Source organism: Bifidobacterium sp. ESL0732 (genome assembly GCF_029395535.1).
GTDB lineage: Bacteria > Actinomycetota > Actinomycetes > Actinomycetales > Bifidobacteriaceae > Bifidobacterium.
Window position 1 is genome coordinate 1,451,381 of record NZ_CP113920.1, and the last position, 24,330, is coordinate 1,475,710.

The 24,330-nt window shown below is 56.0% G+C and carries 18 protein-coding genes and 1 tRNA gene; 11 read left to right on the top strand and 8 right to left on the bottom strand.

Features of this window, described 5'->3' with window-relative positions:
* Positions 1-56 precede the first annotated feature (56 nt).
* From purF to OZX70_RS05695, 6 genes are all read left to right on the top strand, one after another.
* On the top strand, positions 57-1,604 hold the full coding sequence (gene purF / locus OZX70_RS05670) for an amidophosphoribosyltransferase (RefSeq protein ID WP_277179762.1): 1,548 nt from the start codon (positions 57-59) through the stop codon (positions 1,602-1,604).
* A gap of 1 nt (position 1,605) precedes the next feature.
* Positions 1,606-2,646: a phosphoribosylformylglycinamidine cyclo-ligase gene (gene purM / locus OZX70_RS05675; RefSeq protein ID WP_277179764.1), complete on the top strand. Its 1,041-nt coding sequence runs from the start codon at positions 1,606-1,608 to the stop codon at positions 2,644-2,646.
* A 123-nt stretch (positions 2,647-2,769) separates the two neighbouring features.
* Positions 2,770-4,107: a phosphoribosylamine--glycine ligase gene (gene purD, locus OZX70_RS05680; RefSeq protein ID WP_277179766.1), complete on the top strand. Its 1,338-nt coding sequence runs from the start codon at positions 2,770-2,772 to the stop codon at positions 4,105-4,107.
* 430 nt (positions 4,108-4,537) lie between these two features.
* Positions 4,538-5,248, top strand: a complete 711-nt coding sequence (locus tag OZX70_RS05685; RefSeq protein ID WP_277182126.1) for an ABC transporter ATP-binding protein — start codon at positions 4,538-4,540, stop codon at positions 5,246-5,248.
* 82 nt (positions 5,249-5,330) lie between these two features.
* Complete coding sequence (locus OZX70_RS05690; protein WP_277179768.1) at positions 5,331-6,719, top strand: ABC transporter permease; 1,389 nt, start codon at positions 5,331-5,333, stop codon at positions 6,717-6,719.
* Positions 6,716-8,188: an ABC transporter permease gene (locus OZX70_RS05695; protein WP_277179770.1), complete on the top strand. Its 1,473-nt coding sequence runs from the start codon at positions 6,716-6,718 to the stop codon at positions 8,186-8,188. Before OZX70_RS05690 ends, OZX70_RS05695 begins: the two co-directional genes overlap by 4 nt.
* 167 nt (positions 8,189-8,355) lie before the next feature.
* Here OZX70_RS05695 and OZX70_RS05700 read toward each other — a convergent pair whose 3' ends face one another.
* Entirely contained in the window at positions 8,356-10,587 is a 2,232-nt protein-coding gene (locus OZX70_RS05700; protein ID WP_277179772.1) for an LTA synthase family protein, read from the bottom strand.
* 267 nt (positions 10,588-10,854) lie between these two features.
* Between OZX70_RS05700 and OZX70_RS05705 the strand changes: the two genes are divergently transcribed.
* Together OZX70_RS05705 and OZX70_RS05710 are read left to right on the top strand one after the other, a co-directional pair.
* Complete coding sequence (locus OZX70_RS05705; RefSeq protein ID WP_277179774.1) at positions 10,855-12,276, top strand: alpha/beta hydrolase-fold protein; 1,422 nt, start codon at positions 10,855-10,857, stop codon at positions 12,274-12,276.
* 86 nt (positions 12,277-12,362) lie between these two features.
* Positions 12,363-15,323 (top strand): phosphatidylglycerol lysyltransferase domain-containing protein, encoded by a 2,961-nt coding sequence (locus OZX70_RS05710; protein ID WP_277182127.1) that lies wholly within the window; start codon positions 12,363-12,365, stop codon positions 15,321-15,323.
* A gap of 144 nt (positions 15,324-15,467) precedes the next feature.
* On the opposite strand, the gene OZX70_RS05715 is transcribed toward OZX70_RS05710, so the two are convergent.
* The 5 genes from OZX70_RS05715 to OZX70_RS05735 all read right to left on the bottom strand — a co-directional run bounded on the left by OZX70_RS05715 (position 15,468) and on the right by OZX70_RS05735 (position 18,402).
* Positions 15,468-15,881 (bottom strand): transcriptional repressor, encoded by a 414-nt coding sequence (locus tag OZX70_RS05715; RefSeq protein ID WP_277182128.1) that lies wholly within the window; start codon positions 15,879-15,881, stop codon positions 15,468-15,470.
* A 253-nt stretch (positions 15,882-16,134) separates the two neighbouring features.
* Positions 16,135-17,307 (bottom strand): 5-(carboxyamino)imidazole ribonucleotide synthase, encoded by a 1,173-nt coding sequence (gene purK, locus OZX70_RS05720; RefSeq protein ID WP_277179776.1) that lies wholly within the window; start codon positions 17,305-17,307, stop codon positions 16,135-16,137.
* Positions 17,291-17,788 carry a 5-(carboxyamino)imidazole ribonucleotide mutase gene (gene purE, locus OZX70_RS05725; RefSeq protein WP_277179778.1) on the bottom strand — a complete coding sequence of 166 codons (498 nt, stop codon included), beginning with the start codon at positions 17,786-17,788 and terminating at the stop codon, positions 17,291-17,293. The genes purK and purE overlap by 17 nt, the downstream gene beginning before the upstream one ends.
* A gap of 160 nt (positions 17,789-17,948) precedes the next feature.
* Positions 17,949-18,257, bottom strand: a complete 309-nt coding sequence (gene yhbY / locus OZX70_RS05730) for a ribosome assembly RNA-binding protein YhbY (protein ID WP_277179781.1) — start codon at positions 18,255-18,257, stop codon at positions 17,949-17,951.
* Positions 18,258-18,328: 71 nt separating this feature from the next.
* Positions 18,329-18,402, bottom strand: a tRNA-Arg gene (locus tag OZX70_RS05735).
* 128 nt (positions 18,403-18,530) lie between these two features.
* Between OZX70_RS05735 and OZX70_RS05740 the strand changes: the two genes are divergently transcribed.
* Together OZX70_RS05740 and OZX70_RS05745 are read left to right on the top strand one after the other, a co-directional pair.
* Positions 18,531-19,793 carry a sensor histidine kinase gene (locus tag OZX70_RS05740; protein WP_277179783.1) on the top strand — a complete coding sequence of 421 codons (1,263 nt, stop codon included), beginning with the start codon at positions 18,531-18,533 and terminating at the stop codon, positions 19,791-19,793.
* Positions 19,790-20,500, top strand: coding sequence for a response regulator transcription factor (locus OZX70_RS05745; protein ID WP_277179785.1), 711 nt, complete (start codon positions 19,790-19,792; stop codon positions 20,498-20,500). The genes OZX70_RS05740 and OZX70_RS05745 overlap by 4 nt, the downstream gene beginning before the upstream one ends.
* 61 nt (positions 20,501-20,561) lie before the next feature.
* Here the strand turns inward: OZX70_RS05745 and OZX70_RS05750 are convergent, their stop codons facing one another.
* Both OZX70_RS05750 and OZX70_RS05755 read right to left on the bottom strand, forming a co-directional pair.
* Entirely contained in the window at positions 20,562-21,992 is a 1,431-nt protein-coding gene (locus tag OZX70_RS05750; protein WP_277179788.1) for a hypothetical protein, read from the bottom strand.
* The gene (locus OZX70_RS05755) at positions 21,989-22,765 is read right to left on the bottom strand and encodes an ABC transporter ATP-binding protein (RefSeq protein WP_277179790.1); all 777 of its coding nucleotides are present in this window, start codon (positions 22,763-22,765) and stop codon (positions 21,989-21,991) included. Before OZX70_RS05755 ends, OZX70_RS05750 begins: the two co-directional genes overlap by 4 nt.
* 228 nt (positions 22,766-22,993) lie before the next feature.
* On the opposite strand from OZX70_RS05755, the gene OZX70_RS05760 reads away from it, so the two are divergent.
* Positions 22,994-24,247, top strand: a complete 1,254-nt coding sequence (locus OZX70_RS05760; protein WP_277179792.1) for an ATP-binding protein — start codon at positions 22,994-22,996, stop codon at positions 24,245-24,247.
* Positions 24,248-24,330: the final 83 nt, after the last annotated feature.

Consider the following 24,330-nt stretch of genomic DNA (forward strand, 5'->3'; position numbering starts at 1 on the left):
CCCGATGAACGCAAATAACCTGAACGACGACCAAACAGGCGAAAGGAAGGACTGAGATGTCATTCGAACTTGAAGATATCCACGAAGAATGTGGCCTGTTCGGCGTTTGGGGACATCCCGACGCCGCACGTCTGACCTACTTCGGTCTGCACGCCCTTCAGCACCGTGGGCAGGAAGGCGCCGGAATGGTCTCCAACGACCACGGCAGGCTGATCGGCCATCGCGGACTGGGGCTTTTAACCGAAGTCTTCCACGACGAACACGAAATCGAACGACTCACCGGCGACCGCGCCATCGGCCACGTCCGTTACGCCACCAGCGGCTCCAGCGGTATCGACAACATCCAGCCGTTCATTTTCTCGTTCCATGACGGCGACATCGCGCTGGCCCACAATGGCAACCTCACCAACTGCATCGCACTGCGCGCAGAATTGGAAAATGAAGGCGCCATCTTTCACTCCAATTCGGACACCGAAGTGCTGATGCACCTGATTCGCCGCTCGGATAAGCCGACGTTCATCGAGCAGTTGAAGGAAGCGCTCAACATCGTTCACGGCGGATTCGCTTATCTGCTGATGACCAAAAACGCAATGATCGGGGCACTCGACCCGAACGGTTTCCGTCCGCTTTCGCTTGGGCGGATGAGCAACGGAGCCTATGTACTGGCCAGCGAGACCTGTGCGCTGGACACGGTGGGCGCCGAACTGGTGCGAGACATCAAGCCCGGCGAAATCGTTGTGGTGGATGACAACGGTTATCGCGTCATGTCATACACCGACAAAACCCAACTGGCGATCTGCTCGATGGAATTCATCTATTTCGCTCGACCGGATTCCAATATCTACGGCGTCAACGTCCATTCCGCACGCAAACGCATGGGTGCGCGGCTTGCCCGTGAAGCGCCGGTCGACGCGGATATGGTCATCGGCGTGCCGAACTCCTCGCTTTCCGCAGCTTCCGGCTACGCCGAAGCCAGCGGCCTGCCCAACGAGATGGGACTGATCAAGAACCAATATATCGCCCGTACGTTCATCCAGCCGACTCAGGAATTACGCGAGCAGGGCGTAAGAATGAAACTTTCTGCGGTACGCGGCGTGGTGAAAGGCAAGCGAATCATCGTCATCGATGATTCCATCGTGCGCGGCACGACTTCGAAACGCATCGTTCAGCTTTTGCGTGAGGCGGGCGCGGCCGAAGTACACATGCGCATCAGCTCGCCACCACTGAAATACCCATGTTTCTACGGCATCGACATCTCCACCACCCGCGAGCTGATCGCCGCACGCATGAGCGTCGAGGAAATCCGGAAATACATCGGTGCCGATTCACTGCAATTCCTAAGTCTTGACGGCCTCATCGAGTCCATTGGCCTCAACGCCGACGCACCTTACGGAGGGCTGTGCGTCGCCTATTTCAACGGCGACTACCCCACCGCGTTGGACGATTACGAAGACGAATTCCTCGCCTCGTTGAAGCCGGAGGAACGCGAGCGTCTGCCACGTTTCGCAAAATACGAAAGTCAATACGTGGACAACGAATACAGCAGCGTACAAGCATCGGAACAAAACGAGCAAAACACCAGCACCACCACAAGGAGGGCATAACATGCCTGAAGCATACGAACAAGCGGGAGTTAGCGTCGAGGCTGGCTATGAAGTCGTCCGACGCATCAAATCGCATGTCGCACGCACCAACCGCCCTGGCGTGGTCGGCGGCATCGGCGGTTTCGGCGGGCTTTTCGACTTGGCAAGCCTCGGCTACAAGGAGCCGATGCTGGTCTCCGGCACCGACGGCGTAGGCACCAAGCTGATGGTCGCCAAAATGGCTAATAAACACGACACCATCGGTATCGACTGTGTGGCGATGTGCGTCAACGACATCGCCGCTCAAGGTGCCCAACCGCTCTTCTTCCTCGATTACATCGCGTGTGGCAAGAATGATCCTGCGCTTCTGGAGCAGGTGGTTTCCGGCGTGGCAGACGGTTGCGTTCAAGCGGAATCCGCCCTCATCGGCGGCGAGACGGCGGAAATGCCTGGTATGTATGACAAAGACGAATACGATTTGGCCGGATTCGCCGTGGGTGTCGCGGAAAAGTCTGCCATTGTGGACGGCTCAAGCATTTGCGAAGGCGACTCACTGATCGGCTTGGAATCCTCAGGTGTGCATTCCAACGGATTCTCGTTGGTACGTGAAGCCCTCTTTAACGAAGCCGGCTATAGCGTGGATACCAAACTTGACGAACTCGGCGATGCTACGCTGGGCGACGTCTTGCTCACACCGACCAAAATCTACGTCAAGGCGCTCAAGCCGCTTTTCGCAGCGGGGCTTATCAAAGGCGTCGCACACATCACCGGCGGCGGGTTCATCGAGAACATTCCTCGTATGATTCCTACCGGCCTTGCCGCTTCCGTAAAAATCGGCACATGGAGCATTCCGCCGATTTTCGACATCATCGAACGGGCCGGAAGCATTGATCACGAAGAAATGTTCAACATCTTCAACATGGGCATCGGCATGGTCTTGGCAGTTGATTCCGCGAACGTGAAGCAGGCGCTCGAAGCCCTTGAATCGGTCGGCGAAACCGGTCATGTCATCGGTTCAATTGTCTCAGAACCCAGTAATGAGCAACGCGTACGATTCAAATGATCTGCAAGACAGATTGATAGATCTGTGAGACACCGTCAATCTCGAAAATCAACTAAGTGCTCAGCGTAAAACACGACTTTGCAACATAATTGAATAAGGTAAGAACCGCGGAAAGGACACGAAATGGGTATGAAGATTTTGGTCATCGGATCGGGTGCGCGCGAGCATGCCATCGCCGCCACTCTGCTCAAGGGCGCGTGCGTCGACGAAGTCACCGTCGCACCCGGCAACCCTGGTATGGAGCTCGATGGCATCCGCACCACCCACATTGATCCGTCCAATCACGCGGCGCTGATCGAATTCATGCAATCAAGCAGCTATGACTGGGCGCTGGTCGGCCCCGAAGTGCCGCTGATGCATGGCATCGTCGATGATTTCCGCGAGGTCGGGCTCAAGGCATTCGGGCCAACCCGTGCCGCTGCGCAGGTCGAAGGTTCCAAGGATTTCGCCAAGCAGCTTATGGCCCGTCATGCCATCCCGACCGCCACCTACCGCACGTTCACCGACTATGAAGCGGCCGCAGCATATGTTGCCGAACACGGCGCGCCTATCGTTATCAAAGCCGACGGGTTGGCCGCCGGAAAAGGCGTGACTGTGGCACTCGATGAACAGACGGCACTTGGTGCCCTAGAAGACATCTTCATCGAACGTCGTTTCGGTAACGACGATCTCAAAGTCGTGGTCGAAGACTTCCTTGAAGGCCAGGAATTCTCGCTGATGAGCTTCGTCAACGGCACCGAATTCTGGCCAATGCCCATTTCGCAGGACCACAAACGCGCCTATGACGACGACAAAGGCCCGAACACCGGCGGCATGGGAGCCTATAGCCCCGTCCCCCAAATCGGCGACGAAACCGTCAAAACCGCTATCGACACCATCATTCGCCCCACAGTCCAGGCTTTGGCCGACGAGGGCACGCCGTTCACGGGTATCCTTTATGCCGGCCTTATCGCCACCGAGGAAGGCCCGAAGGTCATCGAATTCAACGCCCGTTTCGGCGACCCCGAAACAGAAGCTGTGCTGCCACTCTTGACCAGCGACCTCGGCGAAGGCATCAACGCGATCTTAAATGACGAACAACCGACCTTCACTTGGCGTACGGATGCCACAGCCCTGGGCGTGGTGCTCGCTGCCGACGGCTACCCAGACAATCCGAAGAAGGGTACTCCAGTTCCGGCTATTCCCACCGACCCGGATTCACATATCTATTATGCCGGCGTGAAAACACCGAAGCCCTCCAAAAATCAGAAGCCTACCGACTCAGCTTCTACAACCGGTTTGGTCTCCTCTTCCGGCCGTGTTTTGGTCTACGAAACGGTCGCTCCCACTCTTAAAGCCGCCCAGTCCAAGATTTACGACACTCTAGACGTCCTAAACACCACCGGCTTCTTCTACCGCCACGACATCGGTGCCAAAGCTTTGGAAGCCGTCGTTCCAGACAACACAAAGCACATTGAATAGCAAATATCATTCGATTTTGTTGAAAACAATTACTTGACAGACCAGTGCATCAAGGCAAAACATCGATATTCTTGCACTTACGCGGCGGATATAAGTCTGTTCATTTACATCTTGCCTCGCTGCCCAATTGAGCTATTAGTATGTTGTCTCTTCAACACTTTGCCAATTTCATTTATTTTGGCAACTTATATGCCCATGGGTTGTACCGACATCTTAGATGAGGCCATACTTCCCAAAACGAGTCATCCTTAGAGACGATTGCGAAATTGGTGGAATTCCTGTAGTTTATTGAAATACCGGATGTTTGCATCGGCAGTCGATGAAGATGGGCAGGACAATGGCGACAAATCTCGAGACTTCAGGCAACGACAGAACAGGCGTCGACCTCAAACCCATACCACCGCCACACAGGCCTCCCGAGTTCGTCAGCATCCATAACCTGCGCAAGGTCTACGCGGTCGACGACGACAAGGTGGTTGCCCTGGCACGCATCAACCTCAATATTCCGCGCGGGCAGATCTGCTGCATTTTCGGGGAATCCGGTTCAGGTAAATCGACGTTGCTCAACCAGATGGCCGGCATGGAGAAACCGACGAAAGGTTCGGTGCGCATCGGGCACAGCAATATCTCGACGATGAGCGAGCGCGAACTGGCTGTGTTCCGCCAACAACACATCGGTTTCGTCTTCCAGTCCTACAATCTGTTGCCGCATCTGACCGCCGTGGAAAACGTGGCGATGCCGCTGATGTTCTCTGGGGTCGGCAAGACCGAACGCGAAGCCAAGGCGAGCAAGATGCTCAAACGCGTTGGGCTGGGCAAGCGCCTCAAGCATTTCCCCTCGCAGATGTCTGGAGGCCAGCAGCAGCGGGTGGGCATCGCCCGCGCCTTCATCGCGCATCCCGAGGTCGTCTTCGCCGACGAGCCGACCGGCAACCTCGATTCCAAAACCAAGGTCGAAGTGATGACGATGATGCGCACCTTTGCCAGACACTATCGCCAGACGCTGGTGCTGGTGACACACGACGAACATATGGCGGCATACGCGGACCGTATCGTCACGTTGCTCGACGGCCATATCGTCAGCGACACCACCAACGCCACCCCCGACTTCGTCACTTCGAATTCCGGCCACCCGGCGTAGCGCGGCGACAGGGAAACACAGCGAGGCAGACAGCAATTCACCACAGGATTCAGCGAGAACGCAACCAGACAAAGGAGTCATCATGAACAAGCGCACCATCCCCTCTCCTCGACCAGCAACAGATATCCAAGGTGCGGCCGCCACCATCGCGGCGCATCAACCATCCCGCGGCAACCGAGGCAGCCAAGCCATCCTTTGTCCCCTATCGGCACGTTCCTTCCGTCGCCTCGCCTCCGTGCTGCTCGCCATCGTGACCACGATCTGCCTGATCTTTGGCTCGGTGCTGCTGGCGCCGCAACGCTACGCATATGCCGACGAGACGGAAGCGAGCACAGTCAAATCCGGCAGCGACAACAGCGGTGCCACTGTCAATGAGCCGATGGCCGGGCCCGTGCCGAACATCATCATAACCAACTTCACCTACGGCGACGGCTCGATACCGGTCGGAGGTAATTTCAATCTCGGCTTTACCTTCCAGAACAAGGGCCAGGTGGCCGTGCAGAACATGGTCGTCACCGTCGACGGAGGCGACATGCTGACCATCGCGGGAGGCACCAACACCTTCTACGTCGACTTCCTTGCGGCCGGCTATTCTCTGACCGAAACCGTGCCGATGCAGGCGCTGGCCGACGCCAAGACCGGCGCTCAGGGGATCTCGATCCACTTCACCTATGAATATGTCGAGAACAACCAGCGTTCCTCGGCTTCCGCCGACATCAAGGTATCGGTGCCGCTCAGCCAGCCCGACCGCATGCAGTTGAACGCCCCGACCATTCCCGAGACCACACACCGCGGCGAGGAGGCCACCATCACCTTGGCCTATGTCAACAAAGGCAAAGGCGACGTCTCGAACCTCGAAGCCACCTTGGAGGGCGAAGGGTTCAAGGCCGCCACGCCCACGCAGTACCTCGGCAACGTGGCTAGCGGAGCCAACGGCAGCATCGGCTACCTTTTCACCCCGGAGCGCACGGGCAAGCTCGACGCCAAGCTCAAGGTCTCCTACGAGGATTCCAACGGCAAACCGCAGAGCAAGGAGTTTCCGGTCAGTCTGCAGGTAGAGGCCCCAGCTCCGCCGCCAGAGGCCATGGCCTCCCAGGAGCAGCATGCACCCAACCCGCTGCCCTTCCTCATCATCGGCGTCGTCGTACTGGTGCTCGTCATCGCGCTGATCGTCATATTGGTGCACCGCCATCGCAAGAAAAAAGCCAGGCTCGCCGCCCTCGCCGATGACGATGATGACGACGACGATTGGGACGGTGAATCCGCCGATACCACCTTCGCCGCTCTGCCACCGGCAAATACGCAAGGGACCAACGGCACACCAACACAGGTGATACAGCCTGTCGCCGGGAACGGTACGTCTCCGGCATCGTCCAACGCGGATAGCGTTATCTTAAAACCCGCGGATACGCAGGAGCCACAGACTTCAACATCCGCACAAAGCCTTTCAAGCCGCGATGAGGACCAATGATGAAAGCCAGCGATATCGTACGACTCGCGGGCCAGAATCTCAAACGCCGCAAATCACGAACCGTACTCACCGTGCTCGGTGTGATCGTAGGGTCATGCTCCATTCTCATCATGATCTCACTGGGGCAAGGTATGAGCGTCCAAAGTGAGCAGATGCTCAAAGCCATGGGCGACATGACCCTCATCTCGGTATCGAGCGGCTCACAGGACCACCCGGACTCTTATCCAGAGTCTTCATCATCTTCCAACGCCTCCGGCAGCGCGCCGAAAATCACCAAAAGCACCGTCCGTAATTTCCGTGATATCGACCATGTCGTGGCGGCGACCCAACAGGTGCAGTTGGAGCCAGTCGTCAACGTCAGCACAGGCTCGGGCCGCTACACCACCGATGAATACAGCAACGTCGTCTTCGAGGGCATCGACATGGCGCAGCTCAAGGCCATGGGCTTTCAACTGACCGCGGGGCGAGAACCATTGAGAAGCGGCGAGGTGCTGGCGGGCAAGTACACGGCGTATGCGTTCAAAGACAAGTTCCGTGGGGCGGGCGAGGAAAGGCGCATGTCACCGGAAATGGGCTGCGAATACAACGAGGCCACCGGCAAATGCGAGCCTTCCAACGACGAGCCGTTCTTCGATCCGCTGAAAATGAGCTATGAGGCGTCAAAATCATCCAGCGGGGACTCCGGCGCAAACACAAAACCAACCGGCATAGATTCCGCCCCGGCATCGAGCTCCAACGCCGGCGCACCGACAAGCCGAATCTACAAATTCAACGCGGTAGGCTCTTTGAAACGCAACGTCGCCGCCGGAAATTCCACCGACATTGGCTTCCTGATGGATCTGCAGGACCTGGAGAAACTTCGCAAGACACTTGACTCAACTGGCGGCGAAGCCATACCCGCCTCTTCGAGCGCGTTGGTCAAGGTCGACAGCATCGAAAACGTCAAACAAGTGCAGTATGCGCTCAACGCCGAGGGATTCAGCACCAACTCCAGCGAAGACTCACGCAAGGCGGCGCAAAAGGAATCGAATCTGATGCAATTGGCACTGGGCAGCATCGGCGCGGTAGCGTTCCTCGTGGCGGCTATCGGCATCGCCAACACCATGATCATGTCGGTGACCGAACGCACGAAAGAAATCGGCATCATGAAGGCGCTGGGCTGCTCCGTGCGCGACATACGCCTGATGTTCCTTGCAGAGGCGGCGTCGCTGGGCATACTCGGCGGGTTGATTGGCTGCGTGCTCAGCGGTCTGGCTTCACTGGGTATCAATGTCATCGCCAAAAACGCTGCCGGTCCAATGATGATCGGCGACGGACAGGAAGCGTCCACGAACCTTTCCATCATCCCCTGGTGGCTTTACGTGGCGGCCGTCGTCTTCTGCGCCGTCATCGGCCTGATTTTCGGTTTCGGCCCGGCGAACAAGGCCGTGCGCATCCCCGCCCTCGACGCTATCAAGAACCAGGAATGATCGACTTAAAGTTGATTGATGGCATATTTTGACGTTCGAGAATTGGAGGTTGGGATAAATATTCTCAGCGGTAGACTTGAACGAACAAAATCAAAGATTTCGCCTTCGCACGATATTCCGCGCTCACTTCGCCTACGGATAGTCGACTGGACTATCCGTTTAACGGCTCAGCCCATGAAGCCGGCGTCTTTGAGATAGCCTTTGCCGGCGGTGACATCATATTGGATGAGCTTGTAATCGTGCATGAGTTGCTTGGTCTCCTTGTCGAAATCGCTGGCAACCATCGGATGGCCGTTGGGGTCGAGGTAGATCGGCTGGCCTTCGGGAATGCGCGACCAACCCTGAATCTGGTTGACCACAGGCGGTTCCATCGCGGAGACCTTGCCATGCAGACGGGTGAGGAAGGCGAGGAACGGTGTGACCTTGGCATTGTTCTGTTCGGCAGCTTGTGCGATGAAGAAGTTAGGTGAGGAATAGGTTCCGTCCGGGCTCTTGTAACCCTGCCGGCCAGTGGCCTTGTTCGACCAGATGAAGTAGTCGGTGGTATGCAGCGCCAGCGAGTTCTTCTGGTCGGCCGAAGCAGTCTTGTAGATACCAGGCAGATGGTCACCGTAGAAGACGACGGTGACTGGCTTGTTGAGCGAATCCATCTGCTCCAGGAACTTGGCGGTGGCCTTGTCGGTGATGTTTGCACCCTTGGCATAGGTGTTAATCGACTCGTTCTCGTCGGCGCCGAGTGGCTGCGACGAATCGGTGGATTCGGCCTTGAAATCGTTGCCCTTGTACCAATTGTGATATGGCATGTGGTTCTGCATCGTGGCCAGCTGGACGAATTCATTCGAAGAGTTCTTTTTCATCGCTTCGTAGACGCTCTGGTAAGCCGAAGCGTCGGAAACATAAGGCGAGGAATCGATCTTCTGGCGATGAGCGATGACCTCGGGCGGTTCCAGCGAATAAAAGTGCGAGAAACCGAACTTCTTATAGTTGTTGGCTCGCAGGTACATCGAAGGCTCGTAGGGGTGGAATGCGACGGAATGCTCCTTGCTCCCCCACAGCTGGTTGACGGTCGGCGTCCACTTTTCTCCGGGAATAAGCTGCTGATACGGGCTGGTGAGCGACGGGTCGAAATTAGTCATCGACATCCCGGTGAGGCTCATGTATTCGAGGTTCGCGGTGCCGCCGCCGTAGCCGGAGGAAAGCATGTAGCCGCCGGTCGTGTGCTCCTTGATTTCGCGGGTATTGGGAATAGCATCATGGTTGAGTTTGAGCCCCGGTACACGCGAAGGATCCGAATACGATTCGGAAAGAATGAAAACCACGCTGCTATCATTCATCTTAGTGGTGCGTGTCTTGTTGATTTTGGTGGCTTCAGCCGAGTAGCGCTTCGCGACCTGTTTCATCGTGGCTTCGCTGTAGTCGCTGGGCTGGTCCATGACTTTCGGATGAGCCTGACCTAGGAACGAAACCAGCGGACCGTTGCGCTGCGCGTCGTAGACGGAATCCCACATCGAAGGAATATAGCCCATCGTTTTCGCAAAGGAATTGGTGAAAGTATTGATCTGCCCGACCTGATAGCTGAACCCAGTCACCAAAAGCAACGGAATGGCAATCAGAAGGATGCGTAGGGCGGCACCAAGACTTTTGCTTTTTACTCTGCTGGCACGTTCCCTATTATCAGCATTATTCTCGTTGACACCGCTTTTATCTGTGTCTTCATGGTTTCCGGTATGATTACTGACATCGTTGGCTGCTTTATGGTTTTCGAAACCGAACACTTTCCCATGCCGCACATCGAGATGATTAAGTATTACAAATAAAGCAACGACCAATACCATCGCAATGACAACGCCGGTAATGAGCCCACCGGAACCAGACGGAATGAAACTCATGATCGACCCGGCATCCCCATTGGAAACAAAGCTCAGGTCGGAAGGCAGAATCGTCTCATAGCGAACGCTCACTTTGAAATGCTCGATGATCGAAATGAGCATAATCAAAACGAACATGACCGGTGTCGCAATCCAGAAGCGATTGAACAACATGATTACAGCGAGATAGATGAATCCCAGCAGAAGCAGGTTCAGGACAAGGACGAAATTGCCTTTCTCCCACATCTTGGAAATCATGCCCCACACGCCGGTAAGCGGACTGGCGAGCTTTACACGGGTGTCGTTTTGGGAGACGCCCTGCTGCAGGATGAGGGTCATGATGATGTCAAACACCACAAACAAGAGCACATAGACCCAGCCTGGAATATGCAGCCCTCCGGATTTTGTCTTCACCTTGCTTTGGTGACCGTCGTTCCTGTTTTCGGAAACTTCCTGCTCGGGCGATAACCCATCGTGCATATCACGTGAATTTTTTTTCTCAGCGAATTTCGTTTTTTCAGACTCGTCCATCTGCTGTTCCTTTAATCAATCACATTCCCTTGCGGTATTCGTCTCCCGCATGCTTGGCCAATCTCGACTGCAACAGGCGGAGAATGGCCGTAAAACCTCATATTCCGGCTTTCACAAGGAAAACCCGCAGAAAAAATCCATATCATTTCTTGCAACGTTTTCAATAATCATAACGACACGATACTATATCTTTCTTGGGAAAGTCCGAACGAATCTGGAATCATTCCTGCGACTGATTGTTACTGGCGTTGCCATGAGTCTAGAATCATGACGGAAGATTTTTACGCGACAGAGGAAACGATGGACTGGTTTTTCAATATTCAATTGCTCAAGGGCTGGTTACCCATTTCCCTGCTCGTGGCAACCATTATCGGTCTGGTCATCGTCGCTGCCTTGAAATCCAAGGATGGCTGGCTTGACCCTCTTTTAAGGCAGCTAGGGTGGGGTGTTGTCGGAGGTTTGGTCGGCTATTTCGTAGTTTGGCTTCTTTCCGATGTCTTTATGGTTTTCGGCGTAAGCCTGGGAAGCATAGTGGAGACGAGCATAACCTACGGGCTTGCGGTAATCTCAGCGCTCGTCGCAGCATGTATCGATTCGGGAAAAATCCGTCGTGTCATTGCCATCATCACCATTGTTCTTACGGTGATTACCTGCGCGCTAAAGGTTGATGGCACCTACGGCGAATACACCACCTTGGGATCGTTGTTCGGCCATAACCAATTCTCCAAACTGGACCCCAGCATTGTCGGCAAGGCAACCGACAAATCCACCGACACCGTCGGAAAATGGGAAAAGCTGGGCAAGGACGGCAAGCTGCCGACGATGCCCAAACAAGGGCAAGTCCATTCGATCGATATTCCCGCCACGAAGTCTCATTTCAAGGCCCGCACAGCCAACGTCTATCTTCCACCGGCAGCCCTGACAAAGAACCCGCCCAAATTACCGGTCATGATCGTCATGGCAGGGCAGCCCGGCACCCCGGACCGCTTCTTCATGGCTGGGGGGCTTGGCCAAAAACTCGATGCCTACGCCGCCAAACACTATGGAATGGCACCGATTGCGGTTTCCCCGGACCAGAACGGTTCATTGACACACAATTCCCTGTGCGCCGATACGTCTGAAGGCAACGCGGAAACCTACCTGACCCGCGACGTGACCAACTGGATCAAGTCCAATCTTCCCGTCGAGAAGTCGCCTGACAAATGGCTGATTGGTGGATTCTCGCAGGGTGGTACATGCGCCACGCAACTGGGGCCGGCGCATCCTGATCTTTACGGTCATATTTACTCCGCGGGTGGCGAGATTGAACCGACCACCGGATCTCACGAGAGCACGGTGAAGAAATATTTCGGCGGTGATGAAAAAGCCTTCGACAAGCACATCCCGATCAAGATCATCGAACGCAACTCACCTTCAAAGCAGACATGGTTCTCTGCCGCGGGCCAAGTCGATTCGAAATCACAAAAGAACCAGAAAGCCATCTCCAAGGCGGCCATGAAAGCGGGAATGTCGGTCACCACCGTAATCGTCAAAGGCACCGGACACGACTGGCACACCGTCAACGCAGGAATGACCGCACAAATAGACCTCTTCGGCACCGAAACCGGGCTGGGAGCCACGGGCAAAGGAATCGATACCTATCCGCTGCTGGAAGTGGTGACAGGCAATACCAACCAATTCGAAGATTAAACGTTATTTAAAAAGAAAATCCATCACGGTTTGTTATCAAATCATATATGATGGTCAAACGAAGCGAAGAACGAAAGCCATTGAGCATGCACAATCACGAAGACTCGAAAAACAAGAAAAGCAGGAAGGGCGGCCCCTCAAGCTGGACGGTACTCGGCCATGACCTGCTGAGCTGGATGCGTGGACATCTTTTCGCCATCCTTGTCGCCGCAGCGTTCCTTGTCGTCAACATCTTTGATATGGTCTCTTCGGCTATACGTCATCTGCGCGCTCCGGCCTATGGACGCAACATAAGCCTCACCGAAATTCTCTTGGGACGTATGCGCAACGGCGGAAAACCGGGCGGCCCATTCCAGCAACAGCTTCACAGCCAGGACATCATCCCTTGGCTGACGAAGATTCTTCGCTCTGCAGTTTTTGTTCGCAGCCCCCTGATGCTCATCATCTACACCTTGCTCATCGTCGTCATCCTGGCCGTGGCACAATCCCGGCTTGGGGCTTTGAAAACAACGTTTGCAGCACTGTTCAGCGCCATTATCGGTTCCACACTGGGTCTTTTGGTCTGTGTTCTGGTGGACATGGCCATGCACGATTGGCAGAGCATGGAACGCCTGCCCGTACTACTCTCCCCCTTGACCATCATCATCGGGGCATTGATGGCCGAAAGCGCTTACGAATCCGTACTATGGCGGCGGCGCATCCTCCTTCTCGGCTATACCGTCATCGGAACACTCCTGCTTTTCAGCGGCAACCCTGGCGACTATTGCACACTCGGAGCCGCGATTGTCGGCCAGCTCACCGGCCTGTTGATGCACGGCCCGATCAAGGACCACATTCAGTGGGCCAACAGCAGCAATTATGAAATCCGTCGACTTTTTGCGTTCGCCCAACTGGTGCTGGCCGTTGGCCCCCTGCTGGCCCTGACCTCCACCTCACACCTCGGCCCATTGACGACCTTCGGCCTCTTCACCTCTTCCATCTGGGGCGATTCCTCACTTTTGACCTCCTGCAGCGTGAACCAGTCGGTAACCAGCTGCATGCGCTTGGTCGCCACTCGTCAGCATCTGGCCATCGCTGGTCTCTGGTTGCACATGCTATTGCCCATCGCCGCCCTCGCTTTGGTGGCTTGGGGGCTCTACCATGGACGCCGATTGGCGGCTTGGGTGAGCATCGTGCTCAATGGCGCGGCCGTCGTATTTTCCGTGATTTATTATGTTGTCTTCCCACTTACCGTCACACCGATCAGCCCGAACATGGCCGCTAAATACAACTTTATGCCGGCCTTCATCACCACCGCTCTTCCGCCTTTGGTGCTGATTATTCTGATGCTTCGAGAACTGCCTCACTTCAGCGTTTCCACCGGTACAGCCCGTGTTCGCAATGGCATTATCGCCATGGTCGGCATGCTGCTGATCACCAGCGGCGTCTATATCGGCTTCGCTGTGGCCATGCCTCAGGACTTCAAGCCCCGGCCCACTGTCAAGCTTCTGATCATGGACATGCTGCGAAGGCTTCTGCCGACCGGTTTCGGCGGACGCAAGTCCACAGCTCTGATTGTCCCCCAGACCACAATCTCCACATTGATCAGCGAAGGCCTGACGGTCCTCTTCTGGCTTACCGTACTGATCGTCTTCATCCTCTGGTTCCGAGATAACGTCACTCCCGATCAGCGCGACCGCAAGAAGGCCGAAGCGTTGATCGCCCTTGGCGGCGAATCCATGAGTTTCATGACCACTTGGGAAGGCAACCACTACTGGTTCTCTTCCACCGGCCGTTCCGCCATTGCTTATCGCGTGCTGCACGGCATCGCTCTGACCGTCACCGGCCCCTTCGGTGATCCGAACGAATATATGAACGATCTGCGCGAATTTAGCACCTTCTGCGCCGCAAAAGGCTGGTCGCCTTCCTTCTATGCCGTCCATGACGACCAACGCAAGGAACTCGAAAACATGGGATGGTCCTCCATTCAGGTCGGTACCGAAATGGTCCTTGACCCCAGCCAATGGCAGACACGCGGCAAGAAATGGCAGGACATCCGAACCGCCATCAACAAGGCCAAACGCGACGGCATCACCGATGTGCTCACGACTTACGACCAGGCAGGTTTCAACATCGACCAGCAAATCGTGGACATCTCCGAGCAGTGGGCACAGCTCAAGGCCTTGCCTGAAATGAAATTCACGCTCGGTGGCATCGAGGAACTGCGCGACGACCGCGTTGCGCTGCTGTATGCAGTTGATTCCGAAGACACTGTCTTGGGCGTCACGAGCTGGCTGCCGACCTATCGTGATGGCCGGGTCATCGGCTGGACGCTGGACTTCATGCGTCATCGCACTGACAGCCCCAATGGCATCATGGAATTCCTTATCGCCCGCATGGCCGAACGGCTGCGCGACCAAGGCGAGAACGACCCGGCAAATGCCGTGGAGTTCATGAGCCTTTCGGCGGCTCCGCTGGCCGGCATGGGGGAGAAAGCTCCTGCCGCTGCCGATAAAGCCGTAGAAGGCGACAAGAGCGGCAGAAACGACAAAACCGCAAAGGCCGACAAATCTGAGAATAAGGATAGGAACAAGAAGCAAGACACTGTTAAGGCCGGCGACACCAACGCAGCCAATGGTGTGGCAGCTTCCACGGCCCAATCCGAGACTGCGGGCAACGTTGTAGGCAACGAACCGGCAAAGAGCAAAGCAGATGCATCATCCCCTGAGGATGACAAGAACGAAAAGTCCACTACCCCTTCAGCTTCCGAACCTACAAACAAAACTAAATCAAAACCCGACTCCCCCAGCGGCACCGAAATCATCGAACATGCCCTGCAGATTGCAGCCGACGTGCTTGAGCCGGCTTATGGTTTCAAGTCGCTGTTCTTCTTCAAGAAGAAGTTCCAGCCCAGCCCAGCCCCGATTTATATCTGCTATCCCGATTCTGCCAAGCTCGCACAAATCGGCATTGCCGTGGTCAACGCTTACGTGCCCGAGCTCAAGCCGAAACAGGTCGTCGAGATTGTAAAATCCATGACCGCAACGGACAAAAACGACAAGAAGTAAGTAGCACCAGTAACCGCAAAGGAAACGAAAAGGAGAGTAGCCAACTCAGTACGACTGGCTACTCTCCTTTTTTATTCGATAACCGATTCCTGAAAAATCGAAAAACGCAATATAAAACTCAAGAATCAAATCTATTCTTTGATCTCAGTCCGCACCTTCCAGCCTTTGGCAATCAGGACACAATCCGAAGACCTCCAACGTGTGCGAACTGACCGTAAAACCATGCTCTTCGGCGACCTTGCGCACCCACTGCTCGGGTGGTTCGATTTCCACGGTCTTACCACAGTTCTCGCAGACCAAATGATGATGGTGCTCACCATCCTCACAGATACGAAACATCTGCTGATCGTTCAGGTGGATGGTGTCGGCCCTGCCGTCATCAGCCAGCGCGTTGAGCTGCCGATAAACGGTGGAAAGCCCAATGCCCTGACCGTCCTCGCTTAAGATCCTGTAAAGATCCTGCGCGGAAACGAAATCGTCGCAACCTGCAAGCGCCTTCATCACGGCGTCTTTCTGCCAAGTATGCTGGCTGCCGCGCCTGCCGCCGCGTCCAAGCATCCTTTTCATGGAACGTCGCTTATCCGGTTGATCGTAGGTCGTCACCGTTTCAAGCCTCTTTCATTCAGGTCTATCGCTTGACTGTCTGAATACGGAAATATCCAAGACAGTCCTATCACAGATAAAACTATTTTACCTATATTTGTACGACTTGAAAAGGCCTTTGCCCTCTCAGAACGCAAACACGACCAGTTCGTAACAGTACTTCGCACAAAAGCGGATAACACGACAAAGGGAGAGAAACGATACCGGTTTACTGCCGCAAATCGTTCCAACAACCCGTAGCCTCAAGCTCCTCGACCGTACGCTTCGTATCATCGGTGAGCACTGTGATATGGCCCATCTTACGGTCCTGACGAACTTCCGCCTTGCCGTAATCATGGACATACCACTCCGGATGCTTGCCAATCAACTTGCGCGTCGGGGCTACGTGCTGGCCCAGCACGTTTGCCATCACCGCCGGGCTCAACAGTTTTGGCTGCGGAAGGGGCCAGCCTGCGATGCCGCGGATATGGGCGTCGAACTGGTCGATGGAGCAGGCCTCGATGGTGTAATGACCGGAATTGTGCGGGCGCGGGGCGAGCTCGTTGACCACCACACGACCGTCTTTGGTGATGAACAGTTCGATGGCAAGCGTGCCTGCCAGTTCGAAGCCTTTGGCCAAGCGCAGCGCGAGCGCCTTAGCCTCTTCTGCAATTTCGTCGCTGACCTGCGCCGGCGCGATGGTCAGATGCAGGATATTGTGGCGATGCTCGTTGCGAACGATGGGGAACGTGACGAATTCCTTGCCGTTGCCGGAAATCAGAATCGAGGCCTCGAAAGCGAAATCGACGAAACCTTCCAAGACAGACGGCGGGAACGTCCCCTGCTTTTCGTCGCGCTCATGAACCTTGGCCAGATCTTCGGGCCCGTGCAGCACCACCTGCCCGTGGCCGTCATAGCCGCCGCGACGGGTCTTGAGCACTGCGGGATATCCGATTTCCTCGATGGCCTTGTCGAGTCCCGTAAGGTCGTCGACCTGACGCCAAGGAGCGGTAGCGGTACCGTGATCGTTAATAAACTGCTTTTCGAAGACACGATCCTGGGTGACACGCAACAGATCGGTTCCCTGCGGAACAGCGACGCTGCCGCGCACCTCATCGATGGCGTCGGCATCTGCATTCTCGAATTCGTAAGTAAGCACATCGCTGCGTTCCGCCAACTCGCGGATGGTCTTTTTGTCGTCGTAATCGGCGGTGACCTGAAAATCGGCGACCTGGGCGACCGGGCAATCCGGTGTCGGATCGAGCACACCGATACGGAAGCCGTGGTAGCGCGCGGAAAGCGCCATCATGCGCCCGAGCTGCCCGCCTCCGATGATGCCGATGGTCGCCCCTGGCATCAATGTTTCGATTTTACCGTTAGTTTCCTCAGACAAGCTCGGCATTGGATTGTGCCACCTTCCTCTTCGACTGCTCACGATATTCTTCAAGCGCCTTGGCCAGCGTATCGTCGTTGACGCTCAGCATGCTCACGGCCAAAAGACCGGCGTTCGTAGCCCCAGAATTGCCGATGGCCATCGTCGCCACCGGTACGCCGCCGGGCATCTGGACGATGGAGAGCAGGGAATCCATGCCGGAAAGCGCATGGGATTGCACCGGCACACCGATAACCGGCAACGTGGTCTGCGCGGCGACCATACCCGGAAGATGCGCGGCTCCCCCGGCCCCTGCGATGATGACCTTGATGCCGTTACTGCGAGCGTTATGCGCAAAATCTGCCATCAGATCAGGCGTGCGATGGGCGGAAATGACTTGTTTTGAATAGGAGACATTGAACTGGTCGAGGGTCTCGCAAGCGTGACGCATCGTCTCCCAATCGCTTGCCGAACCCATAATCACTGCTACTTGTGGCGTTTCAGTTGCCATGATACCTCCGGTATCCTTGGGGACAAACCCGGTTCCCACTCTACGCGGCAGCTGCGAAAAAAACTGGACTGCCAACGACACGTGAAACGTACGATTCTTTTCAAAAAATGCCACCGGCGACTACCGGTGGCATACAAGGCATGAGTCTGATGGCTTATGACTATCGAACGAGCTCGATCTTCTCGGCTCCTGGCTTCTTCGAAGGCCGGTAGAGCACGAAACGATGGCCGATGACCTGTACCAGCTGCGCACCGATCTGGCCGGCCAAGGTCTCGCCAACCTCCTGCTCATCGACCGGGCAGCCATCCTGTACCACGACTTTGAGCAATTCGTGAGACTCGAGCGTCTCCGAGGCTTGCTTGACCGCGGCGTCGGTGACCCCGTTCTTGCCTATCCACAGCATCGGCGAAATCTTGCTTGCCAGCGCCTTGAGCTGTTTGATCTGTCGTTTGTTGAGTTTCGTTGCCATTGCCAAATCCTTTATTCCGATAGTTCACTGTTTCCGCTTTGCCACCCACGACACCGCCGCACCTGCATAAGTGACCCCGGCGAGATTCGAACTCGCGACCTACAGATTAGAAGTCAGTTGCTCTATCCAACTGAGCTACGGGGCCAAACACCAAGTAAATATTGTAGCAGTAACGCGGAATGAGCGTTTTCGCCCTGCGATTTGCAATCGAATAACAGACACGAATACCGGCAGCCTCTTTGTTAGACTGGAATCATTACTTCAGGAGCCAGGATGAGCAACAATACCAAGGCAAAGACAGCCGCAACACAAAGCCAGCACTCGTTGCCGGTCAAGTCTGCATCATCTCGTTTCCGCACCATGTTGAGCGCACCGGCACGCGAGTTTCCCAGGTATTCGGTACTGATCTTCGCTTTGGGATTCGTCTGTCAGTTCCCCGATTCCGCGTATATGGGTCGTCGCCTGCTGCTGTGGCTGCAACCGGCACTCGCGCTCTTGCTCTATGTTGCCATGCTCAAAGCTCCCAGACTGGTCTGGCAACGTGTTGCCGCATTGGCTTTGATCGCCGTGTGCATCTGGGCGTCGCCGTTTATGCGTCACGGCGGGCAGTTGCTGACCTACATCGTCGAGGCGGAGGCCTCGCTGCTCTTCGGTCCGATTTTCGGCTACGTCGCCATTGTGGTGTCGGCACCGTTGATGTGGGTGCTGACACCTAGGTTGAATAACCTATCCAGCTATCACAGCATGTATTTTCTTGTCATGGCACTGTATATACTGCTCGCCGGCATTCTGTTCATGGTCTATACCACCCAATCAACGAAGCTCCAACGGGCCAATGCACAGCTCGCGCACGACGTTGACACCATCGAGTCGCTGACGCTTTCCCGCGAGCGCGCCAGCATGGCCAGTGAGATGCACGATTCCATCGGCCAACAGCTCACCGCCATGCATTACGCCCATGAATCCGCGCTCAACGCCTCAGCCAGCGTCGAAAACCTCACCGACGACGAACGGGCGGTCATCAACAAACCAATCATCAGAGCCGACGCCATCGTCAAGGACGCCTTGTCCGAAGTCCGGCAAATGGCACGGGCGCTCGACCCCTCGGCGTTGGGCCAGACACTCACCAACGATTCCATCGAGGCGATGGCCCGTTCCTTTGCCGACGCCGGTCTTACGATGCACACCGACATCATCGGCAGCGTAAACCTACTCAATGCCGATATGCAAACCCTGGTATTCCGAGCCATGCAGGAGACGCTGACCAATGCTGTCCGCCACGCCCACGCCACCAAAGTCAATCTGACCATCATCGTCGGCGGAGAAGAAACAACACTGAGCGTCGAGGATGACGGACCTGGCATCGATGCCGAAGACATCGAGCACGGTTTCGGCCTCGCGTCCCTCCGTCAACGCGCCCGGCAAGCGGGCGGAACACTCACCCTCGGCGAATCACAGGAACTCGGCGGCGCCAGCGTGACCCTGACGGTTCCGCTGACAGGCGATGCGGAAGCGGAAAGGACGGCACACAAATGACGGACGCTTCATCAATGGCCGGGACAAACAAGCGCATTCGCCTGCTGATCGTGGATGATCAGGAGCTCATCCTGACCGGCCTTGCCGAACTCATCTCCTTCATGCCCGACGTAGAAATCGCGGCACAGAAACTCAGTGGCAAAGCAGTGCTCTCGTTGGACAAAGCCACGCTCGATTCCATCGACGTCGCGCTCATCGACGCGCGTATGCCGCAGATGAGCGGCACGGAACTCATCTCCCGGCTGCACGCCGATTATCCCGGCATCAAATGCATCCTCTTGACAGCCTTCGACGAGGATGACAACCTCATCGCCTCAATGAAGGCCGGGTCCGTGGGTTATCTGCTCAAAGACGTCTCCACTTCCGAGCTGAACGCCGCCATCCATACCGCGGCTACCGGAGGGAAGGTCATCGGCGCCAGCGCCACGGCACACGTCATCCGTCTTCTTGCACAATCCGACAACTCCGATCATGACGGTAACACCGACGACAACGGCAACGCCGAGAATCCATCAACCTCAATTTTGACACCACGGGACCAGCAAATCGCCTCGTTCGTGGCCCAAGGCATGACCAATTCCGAAATCGCCTCAAAACTGTTCCTCTCGACCGGAACCGTGAAGAACCATGTCAGCCGCATTTTCTCGGCTCTGAATGTCCGCAACCGTACCGAACTGACCGCACTACTCAACGGAACGCTGGACTAGCACCCCGATACGGACGGGATAATCGGGACATTCCGATTATCCCCTGAACATCAGCCATGCATCATTCCCCGATTGCGGAGGCGATGATGCGCACGGAGTCCTGATACCGGGTGGCCATTCCCTGAACGCCCGTGGCCACGGCCCCTACGACAACAGCGATGACGAGGATGCCGAGCCAACCGGCCAGTTGCAGGTTCGGCACGCAAGCACCCACCAGTTTCAACAGGCCGGAATCAATGGAAAGCAACGCCACATTCGTGATGATGAAGGCAAGGAAAACCGCACTTGCCGCCATGATCGCGCCGTCCAGGAACGACAGAACCCGCAGCTGGCCGACCTCGGCACCGGCCACGTAGGTCAACGCGGCGTCGATCCTGCGTTCGCCGGCCGAAATGCAGAGCCCGGCCACGACGCCTGCCAAAGCCACCACCAGCGCGGGCGCCAAGATGGCGAGGATCCTGTCGAGTCCTGCGGCCTCATACCCTTTGACTCCCGGCGCGACATGGTCCATGGTCGAAGCGGACGTGGATATCGCGCTGGATACCGTCATCGTCATGGCCAGTCCGATCACCAAGGGCATCACCGTGCCGCTTTGCCGGTCGATACGGCCACTCGACTGCTGCCCGGCCAGCCTCCAGGTGGCAGACGGCACAGGAATGGACGTCCACCATGAGGTGAACCGTCCCAGTACGGCAGGCGCGGCCAAAGCCAGCGCGAACACCATGAGGAACATGCCGCCAATGACGGTCAGCAGCAGCATGGTCCCGGTCGAATCGGAAACGGCCTTGCCCGCCATGATCGCGGCGCGGCTCGCACGCTTCAGCGTCATACTCGACAGGGAGAGCAGCATCGCAGCCGCCGCCAGCAGCAGCACGACAAACGTCCAACGGCGGGCACCAAGGCGACGCGGCGGATTCTGCGACTGCCGCAACGCCTCGATCGGGCTGATCCGCGCCATGGAACGCATGGTGAACACCGTACCGACCAGCACCGTAACCCCGCCGAACTCCGCCCCCTTGACCAAGGCCGAATACACGCCCGTACCGACGTAGGGCAGGAAACTCCCCGTGTCCTGCAAAATCGGCAAGTAGAACCAATAGAAACGCCGAGCAACAGGCGGCACCAAGACGAACGCCACCACGTTCGCCAGCACGAACAAGACCGCGACTACCACAATCGTACGTATCAGCAGCTGGACCGGCGTGGCGCCCTGAAGCACCAACAGCGCCAGTTGACGTCGACGCTGTTTCAAGGCCGAGGAGACCACCCAGAGCACCACGAAGACGAACATCACAATCAGAAAGAACATCGGCAGGTCGATCATGTCGGCGATGTCACGGCGGGGACCGGTGCAGCCGGCATCGCAGGCTCGTTTCAGCGATTCCTGCAACGCCATGAAGAGCGACAATGTATACTGTCCCATGACCAGCACCAAGCCAACCGCACCCCAGACCAGCGGCGCGGCTTTCAAGTCCTTCAATATGCCTTTCATGCGTTCACCTCGCTACGAGGGTCATCGGACCATGCAGCCTGCGCGATTCTGCCATCGCGCACCTCGACGATCCGGTCGCACTGCTTGGCGATCTCAGGGCTGTGCGTCACCATTACGACCGTCTTCTTGGGATCTCTCGCCACATCGCGCAGCACCTCGATCACCTTTCGTCCGTTTACTTGATCCAGTGCACCTGTAGGCTCGTCGGCAAAGATGATATCTGGGCTGGTCAAGAGTACCCGGGCCAACGCCACACGCTGCTGCTCGCCCCCAGAAAGCTCGGTCACGCTAGCCTTGCGCTGGCGCCCCAAGCCGAAATAGTCCAATATGCTCTGCGCCTTCTTGCGAGGGAAACGGGAGGCGCGCAGCGTGAATGGCAACGCAAGGTTCTCCTCCACGCTCATGCTGGCCACCAGGTTATAGGACTGGAAAACGAACCCCATATGGTTGCGACGAAACTTGGTCAGCTTCGTGGGTTTCATACCGTTGATCGGTGTGCCGAGCAGCGTGACCGTGCCTTTGGTGAACGTCTCGAGACCGGCCAGGCAATAGAGCAGCGTCGACTTGCCGGATCCGGACGGACCGACGATGGCCGTCATCTGGCCGGGATAGGCGCGAAAATCTACATCCTTCAGAATCGTGACCGAATCGCCTTTGCGCGGCGAGACCGTCATCGACAGACCATCGGCCATGACCGAGGGTACTGATCCGTCCGTCCGCTGAGACCCTGTATCAACGGAAGATTGATATATTGTAGTACGTTGTGTGCTCATGGTTTCATCCTCACACATCTCACGGCGTCGTGCCCAGTGCCGAAAGTCATTGTTTTCCCCTAGGCCGCGACTATATCGAGTCGGAAATGGCCGATGTTCGGCATGTCAATTGGGGGATACGAAGAATGGCCGAAGAATGCGGTACAGCGACTACGCAAGTGCGGAAATATGGCGGAATTGCAATGGAAACCTGCTATTCGTGTCGTAAAGTGACGATAAACTCGAGTCATGGATACGGACGAGGGAATGCCCCATACAGCTGACTACGATGAAGCCCGACAGACCATCGGGCCATTTTCTGCGGCACTTCCTTTCGACCATCGTGTGAGCGCGAATCAGAACCTGACCTTTGAATACGCGAAACCTGCATTTGCTTCAGCAGGAATCAAATGGTGCGACGAAAACCGGATGCTGCTACATCTTTTCGACGTCGAGAAGCAAGCTACGAATACGGCACTACTGCTTTCCGACCAATGCCCCTATCTCGTCAAATGTGCAGTATTCGAAGGCGATACCAAGACGAATCTAGAAGAACGAAAAAACGTTTCCGGCTCGGTTTTGAACCAGATTGACGCCACGATGATGTTTCTGAACCAGCACAACCTCGAAAATGCATGGCCACAGACAGCTCTGCGCGAATCGCTGGTCAACGCCGTTTTGCACCGCGATTACGACAAGAACGGGCCTATTCTGATCAGCATTTTCGACTCCAGTATCGAAATCGTTTCTCCCGGCGGTCTGGTCGACGGTTTCGAGGTCAACGATTTGCTCAACGGTGTAAGCGAGTCACGTAACTATTGGCTTGCCGACGTGTTCGAAGCCCTGCACTTGAGCGAGAACTACGGCACAGGCGTGCAACGCATCCTCGATGCCTACTCGCAAAGCCTTGCCAGTCCGCAGCTGCGTGTCGGCCCTGGATCGGTGGCGATGATTCTGCCGAAGCCCGTACTGGATTCTGAGCTGCCAGAGCCCCATCTTGCCGACGACAGTACCGATGACCCGGAAAGCAGAACGCACAATGATGGTAACAACAATCCCGACAATGGGTCGGGCAAAGCGAAACGCTATACGTTCCCGTTAGGCGGCCATCTTTTCACGACTATTCCTGCCGAAGCTCTTACCGGAAGCCGCGTGTTAAGCGCAACTTCGTTGCCTTCATTAATTTTTGCTAGTGAAAAATCATGGCAGTCATACACTAACACCTCTCAGGAATCACCGATCAACCACACCGCACAAATCACTCCGAGTTATGACAAATCGAAACCGGTCGGCACGGAATCGCAGCAATTCAAGATTGAGTCCGTTGACGAAATGACCATGGCGTTCATTGCGCAACGCGGAACGGCTTTAAGCCGAAAACAAATCCAAACCGGCCTTGGTACCAGTGAAGGTCAGACTTCTTATGTATTGAAAAAACTCGTGAACGAGGGCAAATTGAAGCAAGTCGGACATTCACGAGCCACCAAATACTCTCTCGCCTAACTCCGAATCCTTGACGTTGGCATTAATCACTCAATTATTTTATCGACAATGAGCCCACCAGACCGGTACACTTAATATATTTG